28 protein-coding genes are annotated in these 26,589 nt (G+C 40.8%); 21 read left to right on the forward strand and 7 right to left on the reverse strand.

The genetic code is table 11. The features are described 5' to 3' along the window. Complete coding sequence (locus BW961_RS03575) at positions 1-1,164, reverse strand: MFS transporter (RefSeq protein ID WP_068580756.1); 1,164 nt, start codon at positions 1,162-1,164, stop codon at positions 1-3. A gap of 223 nt (positions 1,165-1,387) precedes the next feature. On the opposite strand from BW961_RS03575, the gene BW961_RS30305 reads away from it, so the two are divergent. The 6 genes from BW961_RS30305 to BW961_RS03605 all read left to right on the forward strand — a co-directional run bounded on the left by BW961_RS30305 (position 1,388) and on the right by BW961_RS03605 (position 7,624). After that, entirely contained in the window at positions 1,388-1,525 is a 138-nt protein-coding gene (locus BW961_RS30305) for a hypothetical protein (protein WP_169810256.1), read from the forward strand. Positions 1,526-1,942: 417 nt separating this feature from the next. Beyond that, entirely contained in the window at positions 1,943-2,965 is a 1,023-nt protein-coding gene (locus BW961_RS03580; protein WP_068580760.1) for an LLM class flavin-dependent oxidoreductase, read from the forward strand. Positions 2,966-2,971: 6 nt separating this feature from the next. Further along, positions 2,972-3,877 (forward strand): LysR family transcriptional regulator, encoded by a 906-nt coding sequence (locus BW961_RS03585; RefSeq protein WP_068580761.1) that lies wholly within the window; start codon positions 2,972-2,974, stop codon positions 3,875-3,877. A gap of 116 nt (positions 3,878-3,993) precedes the next feature. Then, the gene (locus tag BW961_RS03590; protein ID WP_068580764.1) at positions 3,994-5,127 is read left to right on the forward strand and encodes a 5-methyltetrahydropteroyltriglutamate--homocysteine S-methyltransferase; all 1,134 of its coding nucleotides are present in this window, start codon (positions 3,994-3,996) and stop codon (positions 5,125-5,127) included. Between the two features lie 182 nt (positions 5,128-5,309). Continuing rightward, positions 5,310-5,885 carry a hypothetical protein gene (locus BW961_RS03595; RefSeq protein ID WP_139331527.1) on the forward strand — a complete coding sequence of 192 codons (576 nt, stop codon included), beginning with the start codon at positions 5,310-5,312 and terminating at the stop codon, positions 5,883-5,885. 536 nt (positions 5,886-6,421) lie between these two features. Then, on the forward strand, positions 6,422-7,624 hold the full coding sequence (locus BW961_RS03605) for a macrolide family glycosyltransferase (protein ID WP_068580773.1): 1,203 nt from the start codon (positions 6,422-6,424) through the stop codon (positions 7,622-7,624). 241 nt (positions 7,625-7,865) lie between these two features. Here the strand turns inward: BW961_RS03605 and BW961_RS03610 are convergent, their stop codons facing one another. After that, entirely contained in the window at positions 7,866-8,750 is an 885-nt protein-coding gene (locus BW961_RS03610; protein WP_170878520.1) for a C45 family autoproteolytic acyltransferase/hydrolase, read from the reverse strand. A 250-nt stretch (positions 8,751-9,000) separates the two neighbouring features. On the opposite strand from BW961_RS03610, the gene BW961_RS03615 reads away from it, so the two are divergent. Together BW961_RS03615 and BW961_RS03620 are read left to right on the forward strand one after the other, a co-directional pair. After that, entirely contained in the window at positions 9,001-9,870 is an 870-nt protein-coding gene (locus BW961_RS03615; RefSeq protein ID WP_068580776.1) for a helix-turn-helix domain-containing protein, read from the forward strand. A gap of 25 nt (positions 9,871-9,895) precedes the next feature. Then, complete coding sequence (locus BW961_RS03620; protein ID WP_068580779.1) at positions 9,896-10,807, forward strand: aminoglycoside phosphotransferase family protein; 912 nt, start codon at positions 9,896-9,898, stop codon at positions 10,805-10,807. Between the two features lie 66 nt (positions 10,808-10,873). Here the strand turns inward: BW961_RS03620 and BW961_RS03625 are convergent, their stop codons facing one another. After that, a complete protein-coding gene (locus BW961_RS03625) occupies positions 10,874-11,305 on the reverse strand; it encodes a flavodoxin domain-containing protein (RefSeq protein WP_068580782.1) in 432 nt (143 codons plus the stop codon). Positions 11,306-11,802: 497 nt separating this feature from the next. On the opposite strand from BW961_RS03625, the gene BW961_RS03630 reads away from it, so the two are divergent. Next, complete coding sequence (locus tag BW961_RS03630) at positions 11,803-12,159, forward strand: hypothetical protein (protein WP_068580785.1); 357 nt, start codon at positions 11,803-11,805, stop codon at positions 12,157-12,159. Beyond that, the gene (locus BW961_RS03635) at positions 12,156-12,470 is read left to right on the forward strand and encodes a UbiA prenyltransferase family protein (protein WP_068580787.1); all 315 of its coding nucleotides are present in this window, start codon (positions 12,156-12,158) and stop codon (positions 12,468-12,470) included. The genes BW961_RS03630 and BW961_RS03635 overlap by 4 nt, the downstream gene beginning before the upstream one ends. An 81-nt stretch (positions 12,471-12,551) precedes the next feature. Here the strand turns inward: BW961_RS03635 and BW961_RS03640 are convergent, their stop codons facing one another. After that, complete coding sequence (locus BW961_RS03640) at positions 12,552-13,439, reverse strand: LysR family transcriptional regulator (protein WP_068580790.1); 888 nt, start codon at positions 13,437-13,439, stop codon at positions 12,552-12,554. A gap of 240 nt (positions 13,440-13,679) precedes the next feature. Here BW961_RS03640 and BW961_RS03645 point away from each other — a divergent pair, with 240 nt between their 5' ends. Together BW961_RS03645 and BW961_RS03650 are read left to right on the forward strand one after the other, a co-directional pair. Then, the gene (locus tag BW961_RS03645; RefSeq protein WP_068580792.1) at positions 13,680-14,729 is read left to right on the forward strand and encodes a YeiH family protein; all 1,050 of its coding nucleotides are present in this window, start codon (positions 13,680-13,682) and stop codon (positions 14,727-14,729) included. Positions 14,730-14,860: 131 nt separating this feature from the next. Continuing rightward, the gene (locus BW961_RS03650) at positions 14,861-15,181 is read left to right on the forward strand and encodes a hypothetical protein (RefSeq protein ID WP_068580795.1); all 321 of its coding nucleotides are present in this window, start codon (positions 14,861-14,863) and stop codon (positions 15,179-15,181) included. A 152-nt stretch (positions 15,182-15,333) separates the two neighbouring features. Here the strand turns inward: BW961_RS03650 and BW961_RS03655 are convergent, their stop codons facing one another. Together BW961_RS03655 and BW961_RS03660 are read right to left on the reverse strand one after the other, a co-directional pair. Continuing rightward, positions 15,334-15,861, reverse strand: coding sequence for a hypothetical protein (locus BW961_RS03655; protein ID WP_068580799.1), 528 nt, complete (start codon positions 15,859-15,861; stop codon positions 15,334-15,336). A 156-nt stretch (positions 15,862-16,017) separates the two neighbouring features. After that, entirely contained in the window at positions 16,018-16,347 is a 330-nt protein-coding gene (locus tag BW961_RS03660) for a hypothetical protein (protein WP_068580803.1), read from the reverse strand. 42 nt (positions 16,348-16,389) lie between these two features. On the opposite strand from BW961_RS03660, the gene BW961_RS31850 reads away from it, so the two are divergent. The 8 genes from BW961_RS31850 to BW961_RS03695 all read left to right on the forward strand — a co-directional run bounded on the left by BW961_RS31850 (position 16,390) and on the right by BW961_RS03695 (position 23,963). Continuing rightward, positions 16,390-16,506, forward strand: a complete 117-nt coding sequence (locus BW961_RS31850) for a GLUG motif-containing protein (protein ID WP_139331541.1) — start codon at positions 16,390-16,392, stop codon at positions 16,504-16,506. A 532-nt stretch (positions 16,507-17,038) separates the two neighbouring features. Next, on the forward strand, positions 17,039-17,938 hold the full coding sequence (locus BW961_RS03665; RefSeq protein WP_068580807.1) for a stalk domain-containing protein: 900 nt from the start codon (positions 17,039-17,041) through the stop codon (positions 17,936-17,938). 272 nt (positions 17,939-18,210) lie between these two features. Further along, on the forward strand, positions 18,211-18,816 hold the full coding sequence (locus BW961_RS03670; RefSeq protein ID WP_068580810.1) for a TetR/AcrR family transcriptional regulator: 606 nt from the start codon (positions 18,211-18,213) through the stop codon (positions 18,814-18,816). Between the two features lie 277 nt (positions 18,817-19,093). Further along, positions 19,094-19,867 carry an ABC transporter ATP-binding protein gene (locus BW961_RS03675; protein WP_068580814.1) on the forward strand — a complete coding sequence of 258 codons (774 nt, stop codon included), beginning with the start codon at positions 19,094-19,096 and terminating at the stop codon, positions 19,865-19,867. Between the two features lie 35 nt (positions 19,868-19,902). Then, entirely contained in the window at positions 19,903-20,913 is a 1,011-nt protein-coding gene (locus BW961_RS03680) for an aliphatic sulfonate ABC transporter substrate-binding protein (protein ID WP_068580816.1), read from the forward strand. A gap of 31 nt (positions 20,914-20,944) precedes the next feature. Then, complete coding sequence (locus BW961_RS03685; protein WP_068580820.1) at positions 20,945-21,781, forward strand: ABC transporter permease; 837 nt, start codon at positions 20,945-20,947, stop codon at positions 21,779-21,781. Continuing rightward, positions 21,778-22,587, forward strand: coding sequence for an ABC transporter permease (locus tag BW961_RS03690; RefSeq protein WP_082867344.1), 810 nt, complete (start codon positions 21,778-21,780; stop codon positions 22,585-22,587). Before BW961_RS03685 ends, BW961_RS03690 begins: the two co-directional genes overlap by 4 nt. A gap of 26 nt (positions 22,588-22,613) precedes the next feature. Then, positions 22,614-23,963: an LLM class flavin-dependent oxidoreductase gene (locus BW961_RS03695; RefSeq protein ID WP_068580824.1), complete on the forward strand. Its 1,350-nt coding sequence runs from the start codon at positions 22,614-22,616 to the stop codon at positions 23,961-23,963. 233 nt (positions 23,964-24,196) lie between these two features. On the opposite strand, the gene BW961_RS03700 is transcribed toward BW961_RS03695, so the two are convergent. Continuing rightward, entirely contained in the window at positions 24,197-24,607 is a 411-nt protein-coding gene (locus BW961_RS03700; RefSeq protein ID WP_068580826.1) for a cupredoxin domain-containing protein, read from the reverse strand. Between the two features lie 247 nt (positions 24,608-24,854). Between BW961_RS03700 and BW961_RS03705 the strand changes: the two genes are divergently transcribed. Further along, positions 24,855-26,543 carry a pyrroloquinoline quinone-dependent dehydrogenase gene (locus BW961_RS03705; protein WP_068580829.1) on the forward strand — a complete coding sequence of 563 codons (1,689 nt, stop codon included), beginning with the start codon at positions 24,855-24,857 and terminating at the stop codon, positions 26,541-26,543. Positions 26,544-26,589 lie beyond the last annotated feature (46 nt).

The raw sequence follows: 26,589 nt of genomic DNA on the forward strand, positions 1-26,589 counted from the left end.
TTAGTCGACCGTTTCGGTATTCCGTTGACTACTTCCATAAGTGCGATGTAGGACTAGACCGAATATCACACCAACAAAAGAAATTACTGAGATAGATAGGAACAGTGTCTTAGCTCCGAAGAATTCATACATAGCGCCCCCAACATAGGAAGCGAAGATGCCAGACACTCCAAAAAATAGCAGAGCCAGTACAGTCTGACCGGTTGCACGCCATTCAACAGGCACGATCCGATATAGGTATTGAATAGCTGCAGTATAAAATATCGGGAATGTAAGCAGTTGGAGGACTTGCAAATAGGCTAGCCAATGTGGATCAGTTATCCATGCAGAAATGAAGAAGCGTATGAAATAAAAGGCACCGGCGATTGTAATGAGGATAAGTTCCTTACCTTTACGTAGCCACCAGAAGCTTAAAGCAAATACGACAATTTCACTGCCTGCTGCTAGAAACCAAGCTTGCCCTACCAATGCTGGATTACCTCCGAGTTCAAGGATATATACACCTAGAAACGTGTCGTTTATCCGCGCTGGAATGGAACAGATGAAGACTAGCAATAAGAACAGAAGTGTTTCTTTTCCACTCAAGAAATTTTTGAGACTCTTCAACGTTACCGGTTTAGTGGCTGCTGGTGCATCGGGTATAGGAAGAATAATGATAAAGCTTAAAAGTCCAATACCAGCAAATACTAATGCTAAGCTGTGAGAGCCATAGTGGGTCATTAAGTAACCAGTCAATAACGCCATAACCGCATAGCCCAATGCCCCGAACGTACGAATGGATCCGTAGTTAATACCAGCGGATTCAGCTATTCGAAAATTCATACTTTCCGTCAAAGGGTCAATAGGCATGAGGAAGAAATAAGTCAACATTGCAAATACAATAAGCATGGTATAACTAGCCGTATTGTACAAGAGATATCCGGTGATCGAAGCGCAAACAATCAGTAGCATTAATACTTTTCGAATTGTCTTTGTCCGGTCACTAATCATCCCCCATAAAGGTTGAGCAATGATTGTTATTATCCCACCAGTACCAATAATGAACCCAATCTGTGATGGGCTTAACCCCTGTGAATCAAAATAGACAGGAAGAAAAGAGACAAACATAGCTAGCAAGGCAAAATACAAGAAATTAAAGGCTCGTAATGGTGTTGATTGTTTCATGAAATGTCATATTCCTCACGTTATTGTATTGTTGGACTCATTGCAGCCTTCCTATTGTACCATAATGGGCGATTCTCGGTAAGGTAGAGTGCTTAGATCAAGAGGAAGTAATTAAAATTTGTGTAATGATGAATCCGTTTATTCTTCGCGTGAATAGTCCGAACACATAACTGCAACAATACTATACTGAACCTAAGTTACAGTAGCCAAGGAGGAATGACAAATGAGCCCAGATAAGAATCTAATCAATACGGTAAAAGATTTAGAGACTAACCCTGTGACGAGTCAACAAGCGCAACAATTTCAACAAAAGAAGAATGACCGACGTAAAGAGATGCTACAAGACGATTCAAAAGAGTAGGATATGATATTAACAGATGATACACCTTTAATGTGGTAGTGGATGAATAGAAAAGAGGGGGAATCCCTCTTTTTTGTTGTGATAGCATCATGAACATAATGTTAGGTAGAAAAAGGAGTTCATGAAGCTACACGCAGTGATCTTGCTGTGTTTCGCATAGGCGAGATTTGATTGAATGGAACAATGATCTTGTATTTGTGGAACGCTGTCAACGATGGTGAAGTCCTATGACTCATCCGTTGGCTTACGCCAGATGAAGATGATATACTTTAGGAACAATGCATTTGTAAAATGGATTTGGCTATTATTTTGAATATGCAATGGCATAGTATTCATAACGTAAAGCCCTTTAGATGAAGGGCTTTTTATTATAATAATTTTAAGACGTACATCTATAGAGAGGAGAAGTGATCACATATGATTAAATTAGGCGTGCTAGATCAGGTCTATGTTAATGAAGGACAGACTGCAACGGAGGGACTTCAACGATCGACTCGGCTTGCAAAAGCAACAGAAGATCTAGGATACACTCGTTATTGGGTATCTGAACATCATGCGATGCGCGCGCTTGCTTTCTCTAGTCCAGAAGTGTTGGTAGCACACTTGGCAGCAGCTACCAGTAGAATTCGTGTCGGTTCAGGAGGCATTATGCTTCCGCACTACAGCGCGTATAAAGTCGCTGAGAATTTCCGATTGCTTGAGGCTCTTCATCCGGGGCGCATCGACCTAGGTCTAGGCCGAGCACCAGGGGGTATGCCTCTCGCTACGAGAGCCCTCCAACAAGACAAATACGTTGACGTGAATAAGTATCCTCAGCAGGTGCTTGATATTATCGGGTATTTACATGATTCAATCCCAGCGGGGCATCCGTTCGAGAAGTTGATGGCGGCTCCAGCTATTTCAACTGCACCTGAAATTTGGTTACTAGGTTCTAGTTCTGAGAGTGCAAAAATTGCTGCGACACTAGGTACTTCCTATGCGTTCGCTGAGTTCTTCGGCACACCTGGAGGAGAAATGGCAACGCAACATTATAACGAGAATTTCGAGCCAAACCATGTATTAGAGGAACAACCACGTTCGATGATTGCAACACTTGTGATTTGCGCGGATACGGAAGAAGAGGCAAACCTATTAGCCAAGAGCAGTGATTTGCTATTCCTCGGAATTAGAACAGGTCTTGAAATCCCATTCCTACCTTCAGTGAACACAGCAGTTCATTATCCATACACGGACATGGATCTGCAACATATTAAGCAAATTCGTCAGCGTCGGGTTATTGGTACGCCAGCTCAGGTGAAGGAACAGTTACTACAAATGAGTAAGGATTACCATGTTGGGGAGATTCTCCTCAATATTCCAATTCATGATGAGAAAGCCAGAATCCACTCCTATAAGCTGATTGCAGAAGCATTTGGAATGAATGTGAATAGAGAGGACTAGAATTCATTGACTCTACAACAATTGAAATATGTGATTGAGGTTGCGAGTCGCGGTTCGATGAACTTAGCTGCCAAGCGGTTATTTATATCCCAGCCGAGTCTTTCGAATGCGATCAAGGATCTGGAAGAAGAAATTAAAATAACTATTTTTGAGCGAACAAATAAAGGGATATCTCTGTCTAAGGAGGGGGTAGAGTTTCTAGGTTATGCACGTCAGGTTGTTGAACAGGCGGAGCTACTGGAAGCGCGTTATCTGGATGCATTACCTTCTCCGCAGAATTTCTCTGTATCTACTCAACACTATGCGTTTGCAGTGAATGCATTTGTGAATTTGGTTCGTGAATATGGTCAAGATGAGTATGAATTGGCACTACGCGAGACGAAGACTCATGAAATCATTCAGGATGTAAAGAGCTTACGAAGTGAGATCGGGATACTATATCTTAATGAATTTAATACGAAGGTTATCAGTAGACTTCTTAAAGATGCGAACCTACAATTTAACAGCTTATTTACGGCAAAACCTCATATTTTTATTAGTAATAAGAATCCACTAGCTAAAGAGTCAATGGTAACGATTGATCAACTACAGCATTATCCGTATCTATCCTTTGAGCAAGGGGAGTACAATTCCTTTCATTTTGCAGAGGAGATCCTTAGTACCTTGTCACATCCAAAAAGCATTCGTGTAAATGATCGCGCAACACTCTTCAATTTGTTGATAGGATTAAATGGATATACGATCTCTACTGGAGTTCTAAGTGCCGATCTGAATGGTAATGAGATCATTCCTATTCCTTTGGATTGTGATGAAATGATCAACGTTGGGTGGATATCTCATAAAAATGTTGCGCTCACCAAGCTCGCATCAGCCTATATTGAGGAACTTCATCGAGCAATTGTCGAATCTTAGTGTGATATAGCTTTTAGCTATAACTAGCAATAGTTTATTGGAGTTACAGTATAACTGAACAACCGTGGTATCTTTTATTTAGCGATTCATTACATACACTAAAGGAGATTACCCAAATGAGTACAATTGAGAACGCAGCAAAGCGTGGAGTCACCCCTTTCAGATATGATACAGTAGGTAGCTTCCTACGTCCGCAAGTACTTAAAGACGCTAGAAGCAAATTTCAGAACGATGAGATTTCTGCAGACGAGCTGAAGAAGATTGAGGATGAAGAAATCATTAAGTTGGTTGAGAAGCAGAAATTAGTTGGCTTAAAAGCAGTGACGGATGGTGAATTCAGACGTTCTTGGTGGCATCTTGATTTCATGTGGGGACTAGATGGTGTGGAAAAGGCTATCGTTGAACACGGTTACCTGTTCCAAGGGATAGAGACAAGAGCGGAAACAGCTCGTTTAACCGGTAAAATTAGTAGTTCGAATCATCCATTTGTAGCTCACTTTGAATTCTTGAAACAAGTTACGGGTGATAACGTTGTAGCACGTCAGACCATTCCTGCTCCTGCACAGTTCCTTGCGGAACTTCTACGTGCAGAGAACAAAGTGAGTACCGATGCTAACTACAGTAGTATCGATGAGTTGGTGACGGATATTGCAAGTGCCTACAACACTGCTATTCGTGCCCTATATGATGCTGGTTGTCGTAGCGTGCAATTGGATGATTGCACGTGGGGGATGCTCTGTGATAAGAACTATTGGGAAGCAAGACAACAAGAGGGTATTGATATTTCGGGTCAGGCTAAGCTGTTTGCATTAGTTAATCAACAAGCGATTGCTGATTTACCTTCTGATTTGGTTATTACCAAGCATGTATGCCGTGGGAATTATCATTCCAATTGGGCATCTTCAGGCGGATATGAACCAATTGCAGACGAGTTGTTCGGTATCGATAATATTGATGGTTATTATCTAGAATTTGATACTGAACGCGCAGGTGATTTCACACCGTTGAAATCATTGAAAGATCAGCAAGTTGTATTGGGTCTTGTATCCTCCAAAATAGGTGCACTTGAGGAGAAGCAGGATATCATCGATAGAATCAAGGAAGCGGCTCAATATGTAGATATCAACCACATCTGCCTCAGCCCGCAATGTGGATTCGCCTCCACGGAAGAGGGGAATATCATTACGGAAGAAGAGCAGTGGAAGAAGCTTGCGTTCATCAAGGAGATTGCCGACGAAATTTGGAAATAATTATAGAATTGGATTCGACTTAAACACAATAGACCCGATATGAAGAGGATTCCTCTTCATATCGGGTCTATTGTATGTTGCTAAGTGTCTTATATATAACCATTGGAGAAACATGGATGAGCTGTGCATAGTAGCAAAATAGATAGCAAAAACTATTGATTATTAGTGAACCAAGGAGGTATATGATGATTTTTAAAAAAGGTAACATTCACAGACGTGGTCAAGTATCACTTCTTCTCTTGATTTGTATGAGTACGGTGTTAAGCGGATGTTCTAAGCCACAACCTGAACCACAAGGGACAACGCCTTCGGTAGAATCCACATCACCAACGGGAACGAATAAGGAATCGAATACCAACAACACAACGAAACAGCCGAATCCACCGTCAGGATCAACGGTATCAGATACAGAGGGGATTCCATCTGGTGTAACAATTAAGAAAGTAATCAAAGATGTGGAAGTGAAGAATAACTATCGTAAGAAAGTAGAATTACTTTCAGATGGGGGTAAGCGAATTACAATTACTGATCCCAACGGTGGGGTCGTCATGAAACATATCGAATACGAGGGAGTTATCCTATCGGTGAATGGCAAGAAGGTTGATGTTCAAGTGGAACATGGGGGGAAACAGACTTTAACTATTCCAAATGAAATCGTCATTGAAGATGATGAGAACCTGGGACTCGTCAAAGGTGTTGAAATCGAATGGGATGTAGATACCGAAGGGAAAATTCAAAGTGTGGAATTAGAGGATTAACTACTTGAATTAAATGTCAGTTCGAAATACCTGTATTGTGGGAAATAACAAGGTAGTTAATCGACAAAAATTGACTCTATTCTTCATGAAATAGTATAATATACCTACGGAGATGATCAGACATGGATAATGGGTATTTTAAAGGATTTCAAAAAATGAGTCATGAGAATGAGATGAGATCAGTACTTCTTATCCGGGGAGTCAAAAGGATCCTTGAGGAGAAGAAGGAAGAACGTTTTTTGAAAAAGATTTTTCAGAAGAAAAAGCATATAGAACCGAAAGCTTGGAAGAAAATAGTCTAATAGATCGAAAAAGAGGAACTCTGGCCAAAAGGTTAGGGTTCCTTTTTTGAGGGATGTAGTAGATCTGTTGGAGAAATGAAATAGGTATAGGTGGGTTAATTCGATGGAATTCTAGGGAGTATACTTCTTCATATCTTTCAAAGTATCTTTTCATTTCGGATTATTAGTGACTAATGTTCAAACTACAAAATGCCGATAGTTGGATATATATCATAGAGAGATAAGGTGATGAATATGGCTCGCGTTTTGTTTATCAACGGAGGTTCCGAAGGACATATCAATCCAACCCTCGGTGTGGTTCAAGAACTTATCCGCCGTGGAGAAGAGGTAGTTTACGTTATAGCCGAACAATTTCGTGATCGCATCGAGCCAACGGGTGCAGAGGTGATTACGTTCAATGACGGCAAATTTTTAGAGGCGTTCCTTGCCGGAGGAAGAAATCCTTGGGCTCGAGTGGGTGGACTATTACGCACTGCCGATATCATCATTCCCAGTGTTTTGGAACAAATAAAAGGAGAACAATTTGATTACATAATTCACGACTCGATGTTCGGATGTGGGCGATTGCTTGCACAAATACTCGACCTGCCTGCAATCAACTCATGCACGAGTTTTGCAATTCAAGAAAACAGCTTTGATAGTCTGCAAGACCGCCTCTCGCGTCATTTGCCAGCAGATGTGAATGAACGCGAACAACAGGAGTTTCAACAGCTAGTCGATAACATACATGCGAAATACAATGTGCAAGTTAGCTCTGCCTACGAGGTATTTTGCAATCCCGCGCCATTGACTATCGTCTACACATCGAAATGCTTCCAGCCCGATGGAGAAAGCTTCGACGAAACGTTTAAGTTTGTTGGACCGTCTTTCGTGCCGTGCTCATATGATCAATTTGATTTCTCTCATCTGGACTCCGATCGCGTGATATACATATCACTCGGCACTGTTTTCAATCAAGCAATGGATTTTTATAAGCTCTGTTTTGCCGCCTTCTCAGAAACGAGGTACACCGTGATTCTATCAGTCGGTAGACAAATCGAGATTGCAGAATTGGGAGATATTCCAACGAATTTTATCGTTCGCAACTACGTAGCGCAAATCGAAGTATTGCAACACTCCAAATTGTTTATCACACATGGGGGTATGAACAGTACAGGTGAAGGTCTATATTATGGTGTGCCGCTGATTGTACTTCCTCAAAGCGCCGATCAACCTGCTGTGGCGCGACGTGTTGCTGAAATGGGTGCAGGTATCCACCTCAATCAAGAAGGCTTAACCGCACAAGATCTTAGAGAGGCAGCGGAAAGCGTACTAAAGGATGCGTCAATTCGAAAGTTAAGCATTGAAATTGGCGATTCGTTCCGAGCTGCAGGTGGGTATCATCAAGCCGTCGAGGAGATCTTCATGTATAAACGAAGTCTGGGCATGACTAAATAATAGGACTGAGGTCTTTCATTTGTTCGGCATGCACGAATAGATTGTTATTTAATTTAAATCATCCAGCTTGACGCGAAGGTAATAACAGATTTGAACCGAATGCTACAACGACAAGAGCAGAGGCAGTAACTCTACTGTTGAAAATGTTGGTGCAAGTGAGTAAATAAAGCAATCATAAGGTTATTCTGAAGACAGTCTAATAGGCTGTTGTAGGGATAACCTTTTTATAGTCGCATATACGTTACTTTTTCCTGATTGCCCATGTCAGACGTGTGTCTTCGGCGTATTTTGTTGTACTGGGATTGCCTTCCGATCTTACAATGGTTAAGTCGTTCAGACGTACAATAAAAGACCATAAGCTATCAAAATTCAGATCCTTCTTATATTGACAAACAAATCCAAGCTTTCCTGATAAAATCTGTTGGGCGAATAGTATTGAATCGGCGGAATTCTGGGTCATCATTAAAGCTTGCTGTGCTGTGTGATAACGCGTCTCAGATAAATACCAGTTCTGTTCTGGTTTTCCGTCAAAATTGAGCATTGTTGGTTCAATGAAGTGGTTCGTTGCGACTAGAAATTGTTCCTCTCCCCTAGGTCTTCTTACGACTATTGCTTCTGAGCAGCATTCAACGACAGCCATATCTCCATGCTGGTCAGCTAAAATTATGTTTTGCGAAGTACAGATGGGTAAGGTATGCAAAAGAGTGATCGCTTCCTGCACAGTTGTACTTTTTTCCAGCAAGTAACGGACGATGAATAAGAAGTTGAATCCTGGTTGGGTGTGATTAGCGGCTACAAAAGTCATGCCTACAGCAAGTCCGTGCTCGTTAACCCCATCTTCTTTACCGACTGACGCATCGCCTTGACCTACAAATGTATACCCCGTAGTTGGACGTACGAGGCAGCTTTCAGTCACTTTTTTGAACCTTGAGAACATATCGTGGTTTCTAGCGAATATTGTATCGGTACCATCCTTAAAACAAATGCAGGTACATCCATAATCTTCACCGAATACACCCATATTCAACAGAAAACAGGAAAATGGTTCGAATGGATACTGAAGCCCGTCAGACATTCCTCGTATTTCATCCACAATTTCCGGATAATGCAGGTGATAGAGAGACAACGATTGAAGCCCAAAAGCCTACTGTTCTTCCGATAATTGAATGATGTTGTCAAATCGGATACCATTACGATATAAGAGTGATCCGTACTTTAATCCCATTTCATAATGAGTACCTTGTAGTCTTGGATGATACATTGCCTAATCACGTCCTTTAAAATTAATAATGAATATTGCTTTACCTTAACGTAATGGAACAGAGGATTATTTTCTTGATGAAAAATGCTACAATCAGCGGATGGAGCGAGAAAAAGTGGACTATTTATATCGTGTAAGGGAAGCAGTTATATATATTGAAGATCATATACAGAGGAAATTGACCATTGATGATGTTGCTGCTAAAGTTGGTTATTCCAAATTCCATTTCCAACGATTGTTTCATCATGCGTCGAGACAAACACTTGGACAGTATATATTGAGTAGAAAGCTGACCGAAGCGGCGATGCAGTTATGGGAAGAACAGTCTAAAGTTGTTGAAATAGCCTATGCATATGGATTTGAATCGCACGAAACCTTTTCGAGGGCTTTTAAGAACAGATTCGGTATGTCTCCTTATGCTTTTAAAAGTGGAGGTAAATTTCCTAATCATTTGCTGAAAAATAGGCTTGAACTTGATTACCTATCTCATATTAACGATGATGTGATTGGATCCATTGAGGTAGTGAATCTGGGTGAATTGAACCTAAGAGGATATAAAGCAGAGAGTGTGCAGACGAAGGATATTCATCAAGCATGGAGGAAGCTGCTTCTGAAACTTAGTGGGCACGATGAGAGCAAGGTTGCGAAGTATGGACTGATTCAATATTCGGAGATTGATGAGCTGGAATTGAATTATTCATATTTGGCAGCAACAACAATAGATGGGTTTGACGAAGAAGAGGATGAAGAGGTATGTGTCATACCCCCGTCTAAATATGTAGTTTTTGATCATAAGGGTAATGCAGATCGCTTACCGCTTACGTACCAATATATCTATGGCACATGGTTTTCTCAGAACCCATATCGCTTGGTTGAATCGTATGATTTTGAGTATTATGACGAATCATTCTCAACAGCATCTGGACGTGACTCGCTTATTCGTATTTTTATACCGGTAAATGATTTGGTCATGAATGGAGAATAATTCTAATTCACGGAGGTGCGGCATTATGAACAAAGCTTTTAAGGATATCCCAAATTCCAGTACATGGAACTCAATAGAAGCCGTTCATAAAGGTTGGTCAAAAGATAAGAAGTACTACATAAAGACGCTAGACGGGAGAGAACTGTTGCTTAGGATCGCAGACATATCTCTATATGAATATAAGAAGTGGGAATTTGAATCGGTAGGAAAGTTCGCTCACATCGATTGTTTAATGTCTCGGCCAATGGATTGTGGGATTTGTGATAATGGTCAGTCTGTATATTCCTTATACACATGGGCTGCAGGAGAGGATGCTAATCAGGTTATCCCGACACTATGTAAGGAAGATCAATACCGACTTGGTGTACAAGCAGGAGAGATTTTAAGGGAAATGCATAAGATTCCAGCGGAGAACAGTCCAATACCATGGGCAGAAACCTATAATCTCAAAATCAACAAATATATAGCGAACTATAAAGCATGCGGTATTCATTTAAAGGGTGCAGAGACTATCATCAACTATGTTGAAAGCAATCGATATCTATTAGACAACCGTTCGCAGTCTATTCAACATGGTGATTATCACGTGGGGAATATGATTGTGTCTAAGGATAATGAACTGGGGATTATTGATTTCAACAGGCTTAGTTATGGTGATCCCTGGGAGGAATTCAATCGTATTACTTGGGATGCAAGCCTAAGTGGATTATTCGCATCGGGTCGCATTAATGGATATTTCAATAACGATGTACCTGATTCATTTTTCAGATTAATGGCCTTATATATTGCAAGCAACCAACTTTCATCCATTCACTGGGCGATTCCATTTGGACAAGATCAAGTCGATGTTATGCTTGAACGAGCCGGAGAAGTGTTGGATTGGTACGATGGTTTTCAGACTTACTTTCCAAGCTGGTATGTGGCGAATGAACAATAAGCATTTGAAAAAAAGCTGAACTAACGGCGACAATAGTTCAGCTTTTTGCATTATTTTCTTCAATACTTATTTAAACTTTTCAGAAAAGGTTTTTATTCTATCTACAAAAATTCCTTTTAACTGATCAGAACCTTCCTTGGGTGCAGCATATGCCTTATAGCCGCCAAATGATTCAATACAGATCGCTGCTTTTTGTAGATCTTCAGGAATATTGTCCGCTATGATTTCTTCGGTTTTCTTTGGTTTTTCGTTACAAATAAAGTAACCCATGTTCTTATGTAGTAACGCATCTTTGTTTTTTTTGATAAAGTCACGAATGGCTTTATATATTTTCCCGTCTCTGACGCCAGCACCTAGAATAATACTGTCAAATTCAGCAATATTTGGTTTCTCTAAATCAATGTTACAGATGGTACAATGAGAAAGCTCTTGAGATAATAGGTGTGCACATTGCTCTGATGCTCCTGACTTAGTAGCGTATAACACGAGTATTGCCATTGGTTCTCATCCTTTTCAGCTAAAATTATAGTTAAAACAGAAACCTAATTGAAAATATCTTGAATATCTAGATAGTTGTTGACGAAGATACTTATTTGTCGAGATATCAATGAATTCATTTTATCGAAATCATTCATAATTTGCAATTCTCTATATCTGAGAGATCTTTTATAGTAGTATAGATAAACATGAAAAAAATACGCATATGAATTAATAGAATTAGGTATGGGTTCATTTATGTGCGTTATATAATCATAATAGATAAAGTACGGAGGGTAATGTTATGGCACAGCGCAGCAAACAAGAGGTATTTGAGTATCTAGAATGAGCTGAGGTCGCAGCAGTGGGAACTTCTAATATGGGGTTGCCACGACAAAGAATGATGCACTTTGCAGTAGATTAAGAATTCAATTTCTACTTAACAAGTACAAAGGGAGATCCGAAGAGCAGAGGTACTGAAAGATGAGAAAGATCGTCAAAAAGCGATTGATCTACTTGTGAATCGTTCTCCCATCGTTGGTCAATTTCATAGTATCGGTGCACTTGATCGATTAGAATTTATACGCGTTAATCCGTTCACTGTTAAGTATCGGTATGTGCCGGAAATTCTTCAAGGGGAACCACCAACGGTGTTCGAATTCGAACACAATCGTGAGAATGTAAATGTGTGGGATGACGTTAAAGCGAAGGCGCGGGCATGGAAAGAAGCGGTTCGTCCGTTGTCGCTCACAGCGGCGTTAGTGCCGATTCTATTGGGTGGAGCACTTGCCTTGTCCCAGAGTGATCAGTTCAATATGCTTACCTTCCTACTCACGTTGTTCGGAGCGATCATGATTCAAGCAGGACGAATATGATCAATGATTGGAAGGACGCCGAACGTGATAATGAGAACAAATCGGGTATTCGTCCATTTACCGGTGGTTCAAGGATGATTCAGCTTGGTCTAGTCTCCAGGGCGGACATGGGTTTCTTCGGGATAATCCTTTCAACGAGTGCTGTGTTAATAGGAATATATCTCGTGTTTGCTTTTCTGTTAAATAGTCTTACGCTTGTGCATCCCATTCTATATTTAGTGGCTTCCTTAATACTTGTTTTCTGGGTATGGAACTACATTGAACGTCATAGAAAAGTTATGAATGACTTTAGATTAGCTTTTAAGAAGTAATTTAGGTTCAGATCATATAGATAATGCCAGAGTCCTTGATATATCAAAGACTCTGGCATTTTTTTCGAATACGATGGTCAGTTAAGACTCTAGTTCCCGTATTTTCTGTATAAACATCTTCACAGCCATCGTATCCAAGGACTTCGGTTCTTGCAGAATGTGAAAATCGCGTGTGAATCGTTCTCCTTGGACTTGAATGTGATGTAATTCCCCTGATTCCAACTCCTTATGTATGACCCAACGAGATAACATGGCTATGCCTAGTCCAACGATGACAGCTTCCTTGACCCCTTGACTGCTGTTAAACACGAAAGATCGTGTGACACGAAGCTTAGTATCTTGAATAAATTGATCACTGTACGCTCTAGTGCCAGAGCCGCTCTCCCTAAATATCCAGACTTGATCTTGCAGTTTCTGTGATTCAATGGTTCTTGGTGAATACAGAGGGTGATCTGTGGAAGAGACCAACAACATTTCATCTTCCATAAAAGGAGGATGGACAAGAATCTCCGAATACTCAACATGACCCTCGACCAAGCCAACATCGAGTTCTTTGGAATGAACGGCTTGTGCGATTTCTTCTGTATTGGCTATCGTTACCTGAATATCGACTTGTGGGTATTGATTGACAAATTGTGCGAGAAGACGAGGTAGAATATACTCACCAATCGTAAAGCTAGCACCTATTTTTAAAGATCCGGTTACTTCATTTCGTAGAAGATGTATTTCCTCCTTCGCCACTTCATAATGGGACAACATTTGTTTGGCTTGCTTGTACAAGATTTGCCCGGCATCTGTCATCTTTACCTGCTTAGAAGATCGATGCATGAGTTGAACTCCGAATTCATTCTCCAAGTTGCGTATATGCTGACTTACGCCTGGTTGAGAAAGATTAAGGATTTCTGCTGCCCGAGAGAAATTCCTCTGTTCTGCCACGGTAACAAATACCTTCAATGTATCTACAATCATCTATCATTTCCTCCGTTATTCATTGATTACAATCGTCGCTAGATATCTTAACCTCATTGTATCCTATCTTTTTCATTCTTAGTGAACAAACCATTTTACCTTGACAAAAGAAGCATAAGTTTTCCTAATGATACAGATAGCATTTTGGTATTTCTCTTCCACGTTTGCACATCTTATAGTTGAGACATAGAAAGTAACACATTTTCTCAACTAGAGATATAACAAGGAGTGAGTACAACCATGGACCAATCAGAAACATTCTCCATACAGAAGAGGAACAAACAACATATTGGTTTTGCGCTTGGCATTGGATTAACATTGATCATTGCTATTGTTGCTAAAGGATTAGCGGGCTTCCCATTCCTCACTATCATGGGACAACTAGTGATCGCCATCTTGATAGGGATTACTTGGCGAGCACTGATAGGCGTGCCGGATACGATCAATGCAGGGATCAACTTTTCTAGTAAAAAATTGTTGCGGCTCGGCATTATTCTTTTGGGTATGAGGCTTAATCTTATTGATATATTTCAAGCAGGTATAAAGGTATTTCTCATCGCAGTAATCGTAATTACGTGTACACTTATCGTCGTGTACGGCATGGCAAGGTTATTTAAAGTAGAGAAGCGATTGAGTATTCTGACAGCATGCGGAACAGCAATCTGTGGTGCAGCTGCGGTTGTTGCGATTGCTCCACAGATCAAGGCGAATGATGACGAGACAGCGATAGGAGCTGCGATAGTGGCCATATTAGGAACGATATTCGCGTTGCTATATACTTTTATATATCCATTTTTAGGCTTAACGCCATTTGGCTATGGCATATTCTCAGGAGCAACCTTGCATGAGATTGCACATACAATAGCGGCTGCAGCTTCTGGAGGAAATGAAGCAGTGGATATCGCGGTGATTGTCAAATTAACACGGGTTGCAATGTTAGTTCCGATTGCTATACTAATTGGCATTTGGAACAACAGGTTGGAGCGGAAAGAGCAGGGTGGTCATAACAAATTTTCGTGGAAATCCATCCCTATCCCTTGGTTTATTCTTGGTTTTCTACTTATTAGTGGAGTTAATTCGCTAGGGTTGGTTCCTGTGTCTATCGCCAATGGTATTGTAACAATCGCATATTTATTGATTGCTATGGCGATGGCTGGTCTTGGATTGAATGTAGATTTGGTGGCCTTTAAACGACTGGGGATGAGACCATTCGCTGCGGGACTTATCGGATCGGTTATACTCTCTTGTCTAGGATTTATGTTGGTTCATTTGTTTGGTCTTAATGTATGATATTTATGAATACTTTGATAGATAATTGGTTAAACAAGTTATAATGTGGGTAAGTAAAACAGTCTAATGAAATATAACTAGTAATAAACGATATGAAGAAACAGCCCACATCAATGAAGGAGGTTAATTTTATGGCACTTGGATATTTATCGATTTTATTTATTATTATAGCGGTTGTCAGCGTAATCAGCATTGCGTTACTGTTTACAGTAAAAGAACCAAAAACCAACAATGTGTTATTCGTAGTTACCGCCTTATTGGGTGTGCTTATCGGCTATATAAGTGTTACGGCTCTTCCGAGCAACTACGTCGTTTCGCGCATCTTTGCAGGGGCCTTTGGTATTGTCTCTGTCATAGGAATTGTTATGATGTGGATGAAGAAGGCATCTATAGCAAAGGTATTGGTAGCCATTTCGGTTGTGTTTGGTGTTCTTCAACTCTTTTTCTTTTAAATAGTCGTAAGTGAAATGATGTTTTACATAGGGTTGCCAAAAACTCAAGTGGATATATCTGCTTGGGTTTTTTTAATGCGAGAAAAGCCCTCATTACTACGCTGAGGGCAATAAATACGAAATCTAATCAATATTGCTTGGAAAATAGGTCCTTAATCTGCACTTAAGGAGTCTAGAATCGCATCGAATTTACTTTCTATCTCGGACAGACTTTTATACACAGACTCAGTGAAGTTATCTTCTGTAAGCTTGTCTTTACCGTCTAAGTGATTTTTTATAGTTGTGACTACTTTTGCTTTATATGAGGCAATCTCTTTTAGAGCTGTATCACTTTTTTTCTTGAGTGCCTTAACCGTGGCAGAGCATTTAGCCTTGGCAGAACTAAGTGTCTTTTTATCAAGATCTCTTTCAGCTTTTACTTTAGCCAATACATCTTTAGTGGCTTTGCTCTTCACTGCGTTGTTATATCTTGTTGTTGAAGCCTTCGCTTTCTCGGTTAGCGCCTTTACATTCGTACAATAGATATCATTCAATTTCTTCTGTGCATCTTTTACCTCTTTAACCTGATCCTTATACGATTCGAAATACAACTTGTCAACGGTAGACGTTGAAGTAGCAGCTAACACTTGTGATGGTAGTAATACTACGAACAGTAGTATCAGTGTAATTATTTTCCTCATGTCTTCGTACCCCTCTCTACCATTGATCATAAGGGTAATTATGGAATAATACAACACGAACATAATGATATATTAACCTAAGATATTGTAGATAAAGGAAAGAGTCATATACGAGAAGAGGATTTACTTAGAGAGTGAATCTAGTATTTTGTTTATTTATCTAATGAGCGTCTCTGATTGTTCCAAATGGACTGAATGACCAATTCCTTCGGCAATAATATGCGTTTTATTTGTTGAAAGTTCAAGTAATGAAATGTGCCCTGCTTGCCAATTTTTTATATTTTGTGCATTCTGTCTACTTGTAATAATGACTAATGGAATATCCCCAAGTGTGTCAATAGCACTAACTTGTTCAATACTTTCACCTAAAGAAATCAATTCATTCAGCATGTTATCATTTAAGAAACGTCGATAAAAAAGAGCTTTATCTAATTTTCTATGTTCGTGAGATAAATGTTTTTGCACGAGATTTAATGAAGAAATCAAACGAAATTTTCCTAGGATTCGTATTAAACCCAGAATAGCTAGATACATTACCCTAACAAAGGTTTTGGTGGAGGCGGATTGGTAGGGAATAACCAAGGAAGTGGCACAATCAACAACAGCTATGCCTCTGGTAGTGTAAAAATCGTGTTTATGCTTTAAAAAGTAATTATTTGACGGTAGGTAGTGATAAAACAGTATCTACCGTATTTTTATAGTGTGCTTTTTTTATGGGTATATTTTAGGAATTTGGATGGATTTTTACTTGGATGTATCATGAAATTCCTCCAAATACATTATACCAATGTATGTAATTCTAGTTTTTGGGGATCTGGCATGTACATGCCAAATTTTAATTCATCATGGCCTTCTTATAATTTTTTCGGAATTATTAATCCAGTATCATTTGCATTCACGTCATGAATGGTCTTGTTATTGTGGGTAGTGCTTCTATTGATAACTGCATTGGTTACTGATTGGTGTATCTAAATCTCAGCGTCTCAAATTATGCATTCAATAGGTAAATCCTATCACTATATCAGTTTGTTCAATGAGTACATAATACTAGTGTAGGTAAATATACCCTATTATGATATAATCATATAGTTAATAAATATGATGGAATATGCATCTAGAGAGACATTCATCTACCTATCATAAATTGGACAACAAACTAATGAAAAGGGGTATTGAATTGAAAAGTTTATCTGTTAAGAAGTCAGGAATTATTGTAACTGCTTTATTATTGTTGTTAACAGTGTTTAGTGCGGGGGTTCTCGCAGGTCCTTCTTTGAAAAAGATAACGGCATATCAGAATTCTAACGTGAAAGTAAAGGTTAATGGAATCGCCATTGATGAATCAAGTCCTGAAGGACCTATGTATACAATTGTATATGATGGACATAGTTATGTAAGTGCCAAAGGTCTTGCAGAAGGTATGGGAGGAACAGTTAAGTGGAACAATTCCACCCAAACTGTGGAAGTAAGTTCAGGCGAATCTGACTTGTCGGGTTCAAAGGGTATCCCAGACAAAGATAATAGCAATTCTGAAAATGCTTCTACATCTACTAGTAAGCCAGAAAAAGAAAATAGCAATTCTGAAAATGCCTCTACATATACTAGTAAGAGTGATATCAATACAGTTCCGGGATATTCTTCCTCGACCAATGTTAGTACGATGTATAATGACAATAAAGGTGCGGCATCACATGCCTTAACCCTGTACTTAGAGGCTTTGAAATCAGGCGATACGACTAAACTCAAATCGTGGATGAAAGATAACACACAAAAGAATCAGTATGGGACAGATTCATATGAAGCGAGTGCGAAATCGTTGGATAGCCAAATCAAGAGCTTTAGGGCATTGAATGAATCCGATGTAATTGATGCACTTGTGGTATCGGGAATTAAAGAAGCAAAAGCCAAATCTTTTGAAGTTAATCCGAATAATGATGATTCTACGTATTCAAAAACACTTAAGTACCTTATCAATGCTAAAGGAAACGGATATAAGGGAACTTTTGGGGTGTATTTTTCTTATATGTTAAACAAAGAAACAAATAAATATTATATGTCACAATTACTTGTTTATTAGAAATATCCAGAAATTTATTATCAACGGAAGAATCTACTGCTGAAATCTAGCAGATGATATCGTCCGTTGTTTTTTTATAAATAGAAGTGCTAAAGCACATAGGAAGAGTGTAGAACGATGGGCAGTCCCAGACCAGTTCGAAGTATGAGAAGGAGTAAGAATAATTTCGGTTTATTGTATCAAATATTGGATTGGCTAGGTATCTCTTTAACAATCTTTGGATTATGATTAGTATTGCCTATTGTTAGGTTAAGCAAGGGGGGGAATATATTGTGTCACCAAGAAACATAGAGAGAGATCAGCAAATGCGTGAAATACGGAAGGATCATATATTAGATGCTGCGCTTCAGGCGATGGCCAAGCGAGGAATAGACTCAGTAAGTATCAAGGATATCGCTAGAGAAGCTCAGCTTAGCATCGGAAATGTGTATAACTATTTCAATTCGAAGGATGAAATATTAGGTGAGGTTCTGAGCAGAGGACAGATCGAATATGGAAAGATGATTACATCGTATTCTATGTTGGACATAGATCCTCGCGACAAGTTGACCGAGATATGCACAATTTGGCTTAATACTTCGATTAACTGGGCGTTTACGATCATGTTGGAAAGCATTAGGACGAATGAAACGGTCAACCCAGAGATCAGAGAAGCGGCCACGCGTAGGTTTACGGAGAACCTGAAGCCAATAGCGGAGATTATGCAACAAGGACAGACCGCTAACGTTATTATCGATGGTAACACGATGCAGTTGGCTCTTTATTTCGTAAGCTTAATTCAAGGTCTAACACTTCAGATGGCACCGGGTTATGAAATACCAATCCGGATTGAACCTGAGAATATTATTAGGCTGTTTTTGTCGACATCCGAGCACTAAATCAAGGAGCCGCTCCTACTAGTCTTCATCGGAGTAGTGGAAGGGCTTTTTTTATAAAAAAATAGTTTGACATGTGACAAATATTATTGTTAAAATAAGCCACAACAAACCGAATCCTCATTCAGTTTGTGAAGATAGTTGGACATCAAGGTGTCGCATCGACCAGATAGCTGGAGATACATTACGAATAATCAAAACTGAGAAGCACCTTTTTTTTAATATTAAAACCAAGTAAGTAGGTAAGTATAATGTAATTACTGGGAAGGGGATTTCTAGGATGACGGAGATGCTCAAGATCGACAAGTTGAATAAAACATTCGCAGCACCTACAGGTGACGTTATCGCATTAGATAATATCCAATTGCAGGTAAAGAAAGGCGAATTCATTACGATTATAGGCCCCAGCGGGTGTGGCAAGAGCACTTTGCTAAAGATTGTTGCTGGTCTAGATACGGATTATACCGGAGCGGTCGTGTTGAATGGTAAACCTGTAGATGGACCGAGTATTGAAAAAGGATTTATTTTTCAAGAACCTCGATTGTTTCCATGGCTTACGGTTGAGAAGAATATCGCTGCTAATCTATCGCTAAAGGATCCAATAATTCGCACTAGAGTTACCGAGCTTATCGAACTCGTTCGTCTAACCGGATTTGAGAAATCGTATCCTCGGGAATTGTCGGGTGGTATGGCGCAACGTGTAGCCATTGCAAGAGCATTACTCCGAAATCCAGATGTGCTGCTGTTGGATGAACCGTTTGGTGCGTTGGATGCATTTACACGAGCCCATCTACAAGAAGTCTTGCTCGATATTTGGCAGACGAATCGGACGACAATGTTGTTCGTTACACATGACTTAGACGAAGCGGTGTTTCTTGGTCAACGAGTGATTATTATGAATCCACGCCCTGGACATATCCGAAGTGTTCAGCCCATCGATCTTCCTTTTCCAAGGAAAAGGTCGAGTAGTTCGTTCCAAGAGTTGCGTCACAAAGTACTAAGCGAATTTGAGAAGGTAGAAGAGCCGACGATTGATGTTGGAGCAGGTATATAGACAAATATCTTTCAATTATAAAGGAGAGTTAAACCATGAAACGTTACAGTACCTTATTGATTGTGTTGCTATTATTATCCGTATTTACTACAGCGTGCGCGAACTCGGAGAAGTCTGAAGGCAAAGATGGGAAGAACAAATATGAGGGTCTAACCGTTAAGCTCGGTGTGCAGGGTAGCGGTGGATTGTTCGGTAAAGCGCGTGAAGAGAAATGGTATGAGACGGAGTTCGAGAAGTTGGGTGTGAAAGTCGAGTGGGCTGAATTCCTAAGTGGTCCTCCTATGACGGAAGCAATGGCTTCCAATAAGCTCGATTTCGCAGGGTTAGGGAATATGCCAGTCATTGCGGCACAAGCAGCTGGGATACCAATTAAAGTTATTTCTCAAGCCATTGATGGTAAGAACAATGTTGCTATTATTGTACCGACGAACAGTACGATTCAATCGCTTGCTGACCTGAAGGGGAAGAAAGTTGCGGTTGCTAAGGGAAGTAATGCATACAACTTCTTGTACAGAAGCTTGGATGAAGCAGGGCTTAAGGATACAGATTTAGAGATCATTCAACTTCAGACGGATGAGGCACAACCCGCATTCGAATCAGGTGGCGTTGACGCATGGGCAACATGGGACCCTTACATTACGATTAATACGTTGACAGGTAAAGGTAAGGTTCTGACTGATGGCGAGAAGAGTGGTATATTATCCCCTTCTTTTTATATTGTACGTGAAGAATTCGCTAATAAATATCCGGAGCTTGTAACGCTCTATTTGAAAGTATTGAATAAGTCTCTTGCATGGGAACAGGCGAATCTTGATGTAGCCCTTGAACGTTATGCCAAAGAACGCAGTGTTCCTGTAGACGTGATAAAAGGAACATTGACTCGTTCCAAAGGGATAAACAGTCCAGTTAGTGATGAAATTGTTAAGGAACTTCAGAAGACAGCTGATTTTCAATTTGAAAGTAAGAATATCCGTAAACAAATCGATGTCTCCACAATTATTGATAATCAGTACATCGAAGCAGCAGACAAGGAACCGTTGAAATAGGTAGGAAGATTAGATGAAATGAGGCGTTATTATGCAGGTGGGCATAGAGAAGTCGGTTGTCACTCCGTTAATTAAGAAGAAAAGTAGGGTGAAAAACCGCGGCCTTTCAATCCAGGTATCTAATGCGCTGTTAAGTATTCTCCTGATTATTTGGGAGGTGGCGGGGGCGCTAGGCAAGCTGAATCCGATTCTGTTGCCGAGGCCTAGCACAATCATACGAGAGTTCGTTAGCTTGACGGCGTCTGGTGAACTAGCGATGCATCTAGGTGTTTCCACGTGGCGGGCGCTACTCGGTTTCTTGTTAGGAGGAGGTCTCGGACTGGCCGCAGGCATTTGGGTTGGGTTCTCCTACAAGACGGAGAGATTGCTAGATCCATCTTTACAGATGCTTCGTACATTGCCGCATTTGGCAATCGCTCCGTTGTTCATCCTGTGGTTCGGATTTGGTGAAGCTTCGAAAATACTGCTGATTGCCAAGGGATGTTTTTTTCCACTGTACGTGAATACATTTCTAGGTATTCGTTCCGTCGATGGTAAGTTGTTTGATGTTGGGCGGGTTCTACAGTTCAGTCATTGGCAGATGATCACGAAGCTCATTGTACCCGCTTCATTACCAAATATTTTTCTAGGGATTCGGCTATCTATTAGTGTAGCGTGGCTTGGGCTTGTGGTGGCGGAAATGATGGGATCTAGTACAGGTATTGGATTTCTGATTAATGATGCACGGTCCTTCTCGCTGACCTCAGTGGTGTTCGTCGGAATTATCGTATTTGCCATCGTTGGTAAATTATCGGATTCGCTTGTGAAGCTGATTGAGAGAAGGATGTTGCGATGGCAGGATAGTTATAAGGGGGAGGGATCGTCATGAGAGAGCAGATATTGGTCAAGAAGCATGAGCGTGACAATTGGTTAAACCGAATTCCTAAGCCATTACATGGTTGGATTCTCCCTCTAATCATCGTTGTCATTTGGGAATTAGCATCGGATGTAGGGAACATTTCCGCTACGATGCTTCCTTCTCCAATCAGTGTTATAGCACAATTCGTACGATTGACGATGAGTGGAGAGTTATTCGAGCACATTGGAATTAGCGTTTACCGTGCTGCTCAAGGATTTCTGTTAGGATCCATTGCTGGTCTACTCATTGGTCTATCAACAGGACTCGGCAAATTAGCGGAACGTACGCTTGATCCATCCCTACAATTGATTCGCACGATACCCCTATTATCACTTATACCATTGTTTATTTTATGGTTCGGCATTGGTGAGTTTTCAAAGGTGCTAATGATCGCGCTGGGGGCATTTTTCCCCGTGTACCTAAATACATTCCTTGGTATTCGAAGTGTGGATTTGAAGCTCTTTGAGGTATCACGCATTTTTCAATATACGAGATGGCAACTGCTTTGTAAGATGATTATTCCTGCAGCACTTCCGAATATTCTACTTGGTGTGCGATTGTCACTTGGTATCTCATGGTTGGTGTTAGTCGTCGCGGAAATGATGGGTGCGAGTGCAGGCGTAGGATATATGATTCAGGACGCAAGAGCCTATTCTCAGACGGATGTCGTATTTGTTGGCATTATCATATTTGCTGTGGTAGGCAAGTTCTCTGATTCAGGCATTCGATTGCTTGAGAAGAAATGGCTTCATTGGCGAGATACGTACAAAGGATAATTGAAAAATGAAAGGTAGGGTTCATCATGGGAACAAGAGTTGGTCAACTTCACTTAGGTGCATTTATTTATTATACAGGTCATCATCATTATGGCTGGCGTCAACCGGAATCGGGTGCGGAACGATTGTTTGATTTTAAATTCTACAAAGAACTGGCACAGACAGCGGAACGTGGTAAATTCGATATGATGTTTCTAGCAGATTTGCTGTACGTTCGTGGTGTAGAAGACGCTGCTTCAGGCATGTTGGAACCGTTGACGTTGTTGTCAGCACTGTCTACAGTGACTGATAAGCTAGGATTAACGGCAACGGTATCGACAACATATAACGAGCCATATAATGTAGCACGTAAATTCGCAACACTCGATCATATCAGTAATGGTAGAGTAGGGTGGAATATTGTTACTTCGCAATTGGATCTCGAAGCATACAATTACGGGAAACCTGAACATCCAGAACATGGTCTTCGATATGAAATGGCTAGGGAGTTCGTCGAAGTAGCCACACGTCTATGGGACAGCTGGGAAGATGATTCACTTATCGTTAATCGTGAAGCGGGGAAATTTGCTGACGGAACCAAGGTGAAAGAGATTGAATACAAAGGGAATTGGTATTCGACAAAAGGGACGCTTAACGTACCACGTCCTCCTCAAGGTTATCCGGTACTTATTCAAGCCGGTTCCTCTGCTCCAGGGCAGGATTTCGCTGCTGGCTTCGGTGAAGTCATCTTCACTGCGCAGCAATCACTAGAAGCGGCTAAATCATTCTATGAAAGCATTAATTCGAAGCTCGCTAAATACAGCCGTGAACGTGGTAGCTTGAAAATTATGCCAGGATTATCTCCAATAATCGGAGCGTCCGAAGAAGAAGCACAACAGAAGTACAAGGAACTACAAGAACTGATTCCACCAGCTTCAGCTGTAATGATGTTGTCGGGTATGCTGAGCTTTGACCTATCCGGTTACCCTGTTGAAGGTCAGCTCCCAGAGATCCCAAATCCGGTCGATGCATCGAATGGCATGAAGAGCCGTGTGCAGTTGATTATGGATATGGCTCGCAAGGATAAATTGTCCATACTTGAACTTGGTCGCCGTCTTCTTGGAGCTCGCGGGCATTTGCAGTTCGTCGGTACCTATGAGCAATTGGCTGATCTGATGCAATTATGGTTCGAGCAATATGGCTGCGATGGATTCAATATTATGCCACCAGTTCTACCGGGGGATTTAAATGAGTTCGTAGATCATGTGATTCCAATTTTGCAACAGCGTGGACTGTTCCGTACGGAATATACGGGCAATACACTTCGTGATCACCTTGGGCTTGAGCGTCCGAATGTCGGTCATTTTCAGCAGCAAGAAGCAGAGATATTACAATAATATAGTGAGAATTAATAAACCTTCAACTCATGGTGGATACACTGAGTTGGAGGTTTTTGATATATGAGGAAGTAGAGAATGGATGCAGCTGGTTATAGTAGTGAGGCTAAATACAAGCGGCAGGGCGTGAAGTATCCGCCATTATCAAATCCAACTTGTCCTGCATTCCAATCGATTGAGACTAGCCACCAACTTCTACTCGATTTTATGTCCAGCCAAGAAAACTCTGAAGATTATTCCACGATCAGTTGTCCAGACATAGCGTCATGTCCAGTACCACACATAACTGAGCAGTTGTAATCGTAAGTACCTGCTTTATCCAATACGATCGTTGCTGATTCGCCGTTCTTGATATTCACGTTCAGGTCATCAATTGCTAGACCGTGAGTTCCATTATCGTTCTTTAAAGTTAAAATGATTGTATCTCCGACTTTGGCCTTGATCTCTTTAGTATCAAATTCAAAATTTGAAGCAGTAATGGTAATTTTCTTCGTTTCTCCGCTCGCTGCAGGTTTGCCTTCAGAAACAGGTGCCTTGGAAGTGTTGGAAGCAGTATTGTTGCTACCACATGCGCTCAATGCTAGAACTGCCACTATAGCGACTAGTGCAAGGAATAGAGTGGATTTGCTGAATCGTTTTTTCATGTTAATGTTCCTCCTCGAAATATGAACTTGTAAACATACATAAACATTAATAACATTCTATTCACGGTTTTTAAAAATAGGAATAATATGTAACAATTATTATATCTTATTAGTGCTGAATTGATTAGTAATGAATAAACTCGATGTTCGTTCACTACTTAGTAGTTCAGATTCATCATGATTCCCGAATTAGGTATTTCTGATTGAAGATGTGGCTAGAAGAAAACAAAGCTAGGAGGAATGCACATTGATTAAAAAAATGGCTTTAACCGGTGCAATTATGGCAACGCTTATTGCACTGACTGCGTGTACATCAGACAACAATAATTCGAATGCTGCAGAATCTGATCCGTCGGCAACGGTACAGTTTGAAAATTTCCCGACTTATGGATTTGATTTATCTAACACGCGACACGTTCCTTTTAAGGGAATTACCGCAGAGAATATTAACGAAGTTGGTGTTGTCTGGACAGTAGATCTTAAAACATTGGATAAAGACGTTAAAAATGGTAACCAATCGTATCCGGTTGTCGTTGATGGCGTTATCTACATCACGACTAGTGGTAACCAAGTTTTTGCTTTTGAGGGAGCAACAGGCAAGCAGATCTGGCATTTCAAACCAGGGGCCGATATGGCTAAAGACTTCGATAAAGCTGGAATCGTCGCTAACCGGGGTGTCTCCGTCGGTGAAGGTAAAGTATTTATGCTAACAATTGATAATCAGATCGTTGCATTGGATCAGAAGACTGGCGAAATGGTGAATTCGGTCAAAATTGCGGATAGCATTGAAGGAGTGACAGTTGAAAATGGGTATTACGAAACAACTGTGCCCATATATTATAAAGGTAATCTTTATATCGGAAGCAGCGGAGGCGACAATGGCGTTCGTGGTTTTGTATCCGCTTACAAAGCAAGTGATCTAACGCCGGCATGGGATGCTCCGTTCTGGACTGTTCCGCCGAAAGGTCAAGATTGGCTCGCTAACAGTAAATTCCATGGTGGCGGCGCCGTATGGAATCCGGTAGCCATTGACGAAGATACAGACATCATGTATTTCGCAGTAGGTAATCCGGCTCCTGACTTCTACGGTAAAGATCGTCCTGGGGCAAATCCTTATACAGATTCAGTAGTAGCCGTTGATAGTGCGACAGGGAAATTGATCTGGTCGGCGCAAGAAATTAGTCATGACTTGTGGGACTATGACGCAGCAGCTTCTCCGATGATCCTTAATGCTACTGTTAACGGAAAAGCACAGAAGGTTGTTGTTGAAGGTGGTAAGTCCGGTCAATGGTGGGCTTGGGACGCTGCAACTGGTGACGTGGTCTGGGACGGCATTCCGTTCGCAAAGATTGACCATCCAGAACCGACTCCTGAAGGCGTACTCGTCTATCCGGGTGTTCTCGGTGGAGAGAATTATGCTCCAGAAACATACGATCCAGCTACCAATTATGTACTGATCCCAGGTATCGAATACCCGTCAATCATGAAGAGCGCGGAAAACGAAGACTTCGAAAAAGGATTTAACGGAGCATGGGCTTTCGGTACAGCTTTGGGTGAGACACCGGCTGATATCATCCCTTACGGTACAGTCACAGCAATTGATGTAAATACAGGTAAACAAGTGTATCAGAATAAAACAAAAGATATGATGCGAGGTGGTCTGACCAGTACGGACACTGGATTGGCCTTCTACGGCGAACTGGATGGTAAGATCAATGCGATGGATATCAAGTCAGGGAAGGTTCTCTGGACATTCCAATCAGCCGGTGATAATATCCAAGCGGCTCCGGCATTCTTCATAGCAGATGGCAAACAGTATTTGACCTTCACTTCTGGAGGAACGAAACCGAAGATTCACGTTTTCGCAATCGGTGGAGATAAGACGCAAGGCAGCGCGGGAGACGCTGACAATGGCAGTGTACATGAAGCAAAATAATTAAATGAATTGAAATCACAAAAGAGCGGGTTCCTAGGAATCCGCT

Source organism: Paenibacillus macquariensis, assembly GCF_900156375.1.
Taxonomy (GTDB): Bacteria; Bacillota; Bacilli; order Paenibacillales; family Paenibacillaceae; genus Paenibacillus_AQ; species Paenibacillus_AQ macquariensis.

Excerpts from the sequence above, each read along its gene's own strand:
- BW961_RS03645 (WP_068580792.1), top strand. The coding sequence starts at position 13,680 with ATGGACCAATCAGAAACATTCTCCATACAGAAGAGGAACAAACAACAT.
- BW961_RS03690 (WP_082867344.1), top strand. The coding sequence starts at position 21,778 with ATGAGAGAGCAGATATTGGTCAAGAAGCATGAGCGTGACAATTGGTTA.
- BW961_RS03580 (WP_068580760.1), top strand. The coding sequence starts at position 1,943 with ATGATTAAATTAGGCGTGCTAGATCAGGTCTATGTTAATGAAGGACAG.
- BW961_RS03590 (WP_068580764.1), top strand. The coding sequence starts at position 3,994 with ATGAGTACAATTGAGAACGCAGCAAAGCGTGGAGTCACCCCTTTCAGA.
- BW961_RS03640 (WP_068580790.1), bottom strand. The coding sequence starts at position 13,439 with ATGATTGTAGATACATTGAAGGTATTTGTTACCGTGGCAGAACAGAGG.
- BW961_RS03575 (WP_068580756.1), bottom strand. The coding sequence starts at position 1,164 with ATGAAACAATCAACACCATTACGAGCCTTTAATTTCTTGTATTTTGCC.
- BW961_RS03605 (WP_068580773.1), top strand. The coding sequence starts at position 6,422 with ATGGCTCGCGTTTTGTTTATCAACGGAGGTTCCGAAGGACATATCAAT.
- BW961_RS03620 (WP_068580779.1), top strand. The coding sequence starts at position 9,896 with ATGAACAAAGCTTTTAAGGATATCCCAAATTCCAGTACATGGAACTCA.
- BW961_RS03650 (WP_068580795.1), top strand. The coding sequence starts at position 14,861 with ATGGCACTTGGATATTTATCGATTTTATTTATTATTATAGCGGTTGTC.
- BW961_RS03675 (WP_068580814.1), top strand. The coding sequence starts at position 19,094 with ATGACGGAGATGCTCAAGATCGACAAGTTGAATAAAACATTCGCAGCA.
- BW961_RS30305 (WP_169810256.1), top strand. The coding sequence starts at position 1,388 with ATGAGCCCAGATAAGAATCTAATCAATACGGTAAAAGATTTAGAGACT.
- BW961_RS03595 (WP_139331527.1), top strand. The coding sequence starts at position 5,310 with ATGATGATTTTTAAAAAAGGTAACATTCACAGACGTGGTCAAGTATCA.
- BW961_RS03655 (WP_068580799.1), bottom strand. The coding sequence starts at position 15,861 with ATGAGGAAAATAATTACACTGATACTACTGTTCGTAGTATTACTACCA.
- BW961_RS03700 (WP_068580826.1), bottom strand. The coding sequence starts at position 24,607 with ATGAAAAAACGATTCAGCAAATCCACTCTATTCCTTGCACTAGTCGCT.
- BW961_RS03695 (WP_068580824.1), top strand. The coding sequence starts at position 22,614 with ATGGGAACAAGAGTTGGTCAACTTCACTTAGGTGCATTTATTTATTAT.
- BW961_RS03685 (WP_068580820.1), top strand. The coding sequence starts at position 20,945 with ATGCAGGTGGGCATAGAGAAGTCGGTTGTCACTCCGTTAATTAAGAAG.
- BW961_RS03625 (WP_068580782.1), bottom strand. The coding sequence starts at position 11,305 with ATGGCAATACTCGTGTTATACGCTACTAAGTCAGGAGCATCAGAGCAA.
- BW961_RS03635 (WP_068580787.1), top strand. The coding sequence starts at position 12,156 with ATGATCAATGATTGGAAGGACGCCGAACGTGATAATGAGAACAAATCG.
- BW961_RS03680 (WP_068580816.1), top strand. The coding sequence starts at position 19,903 with ATGAAACGTTACAGTACCTTATTGATTGTGTTGCTATTATTATCCGTA.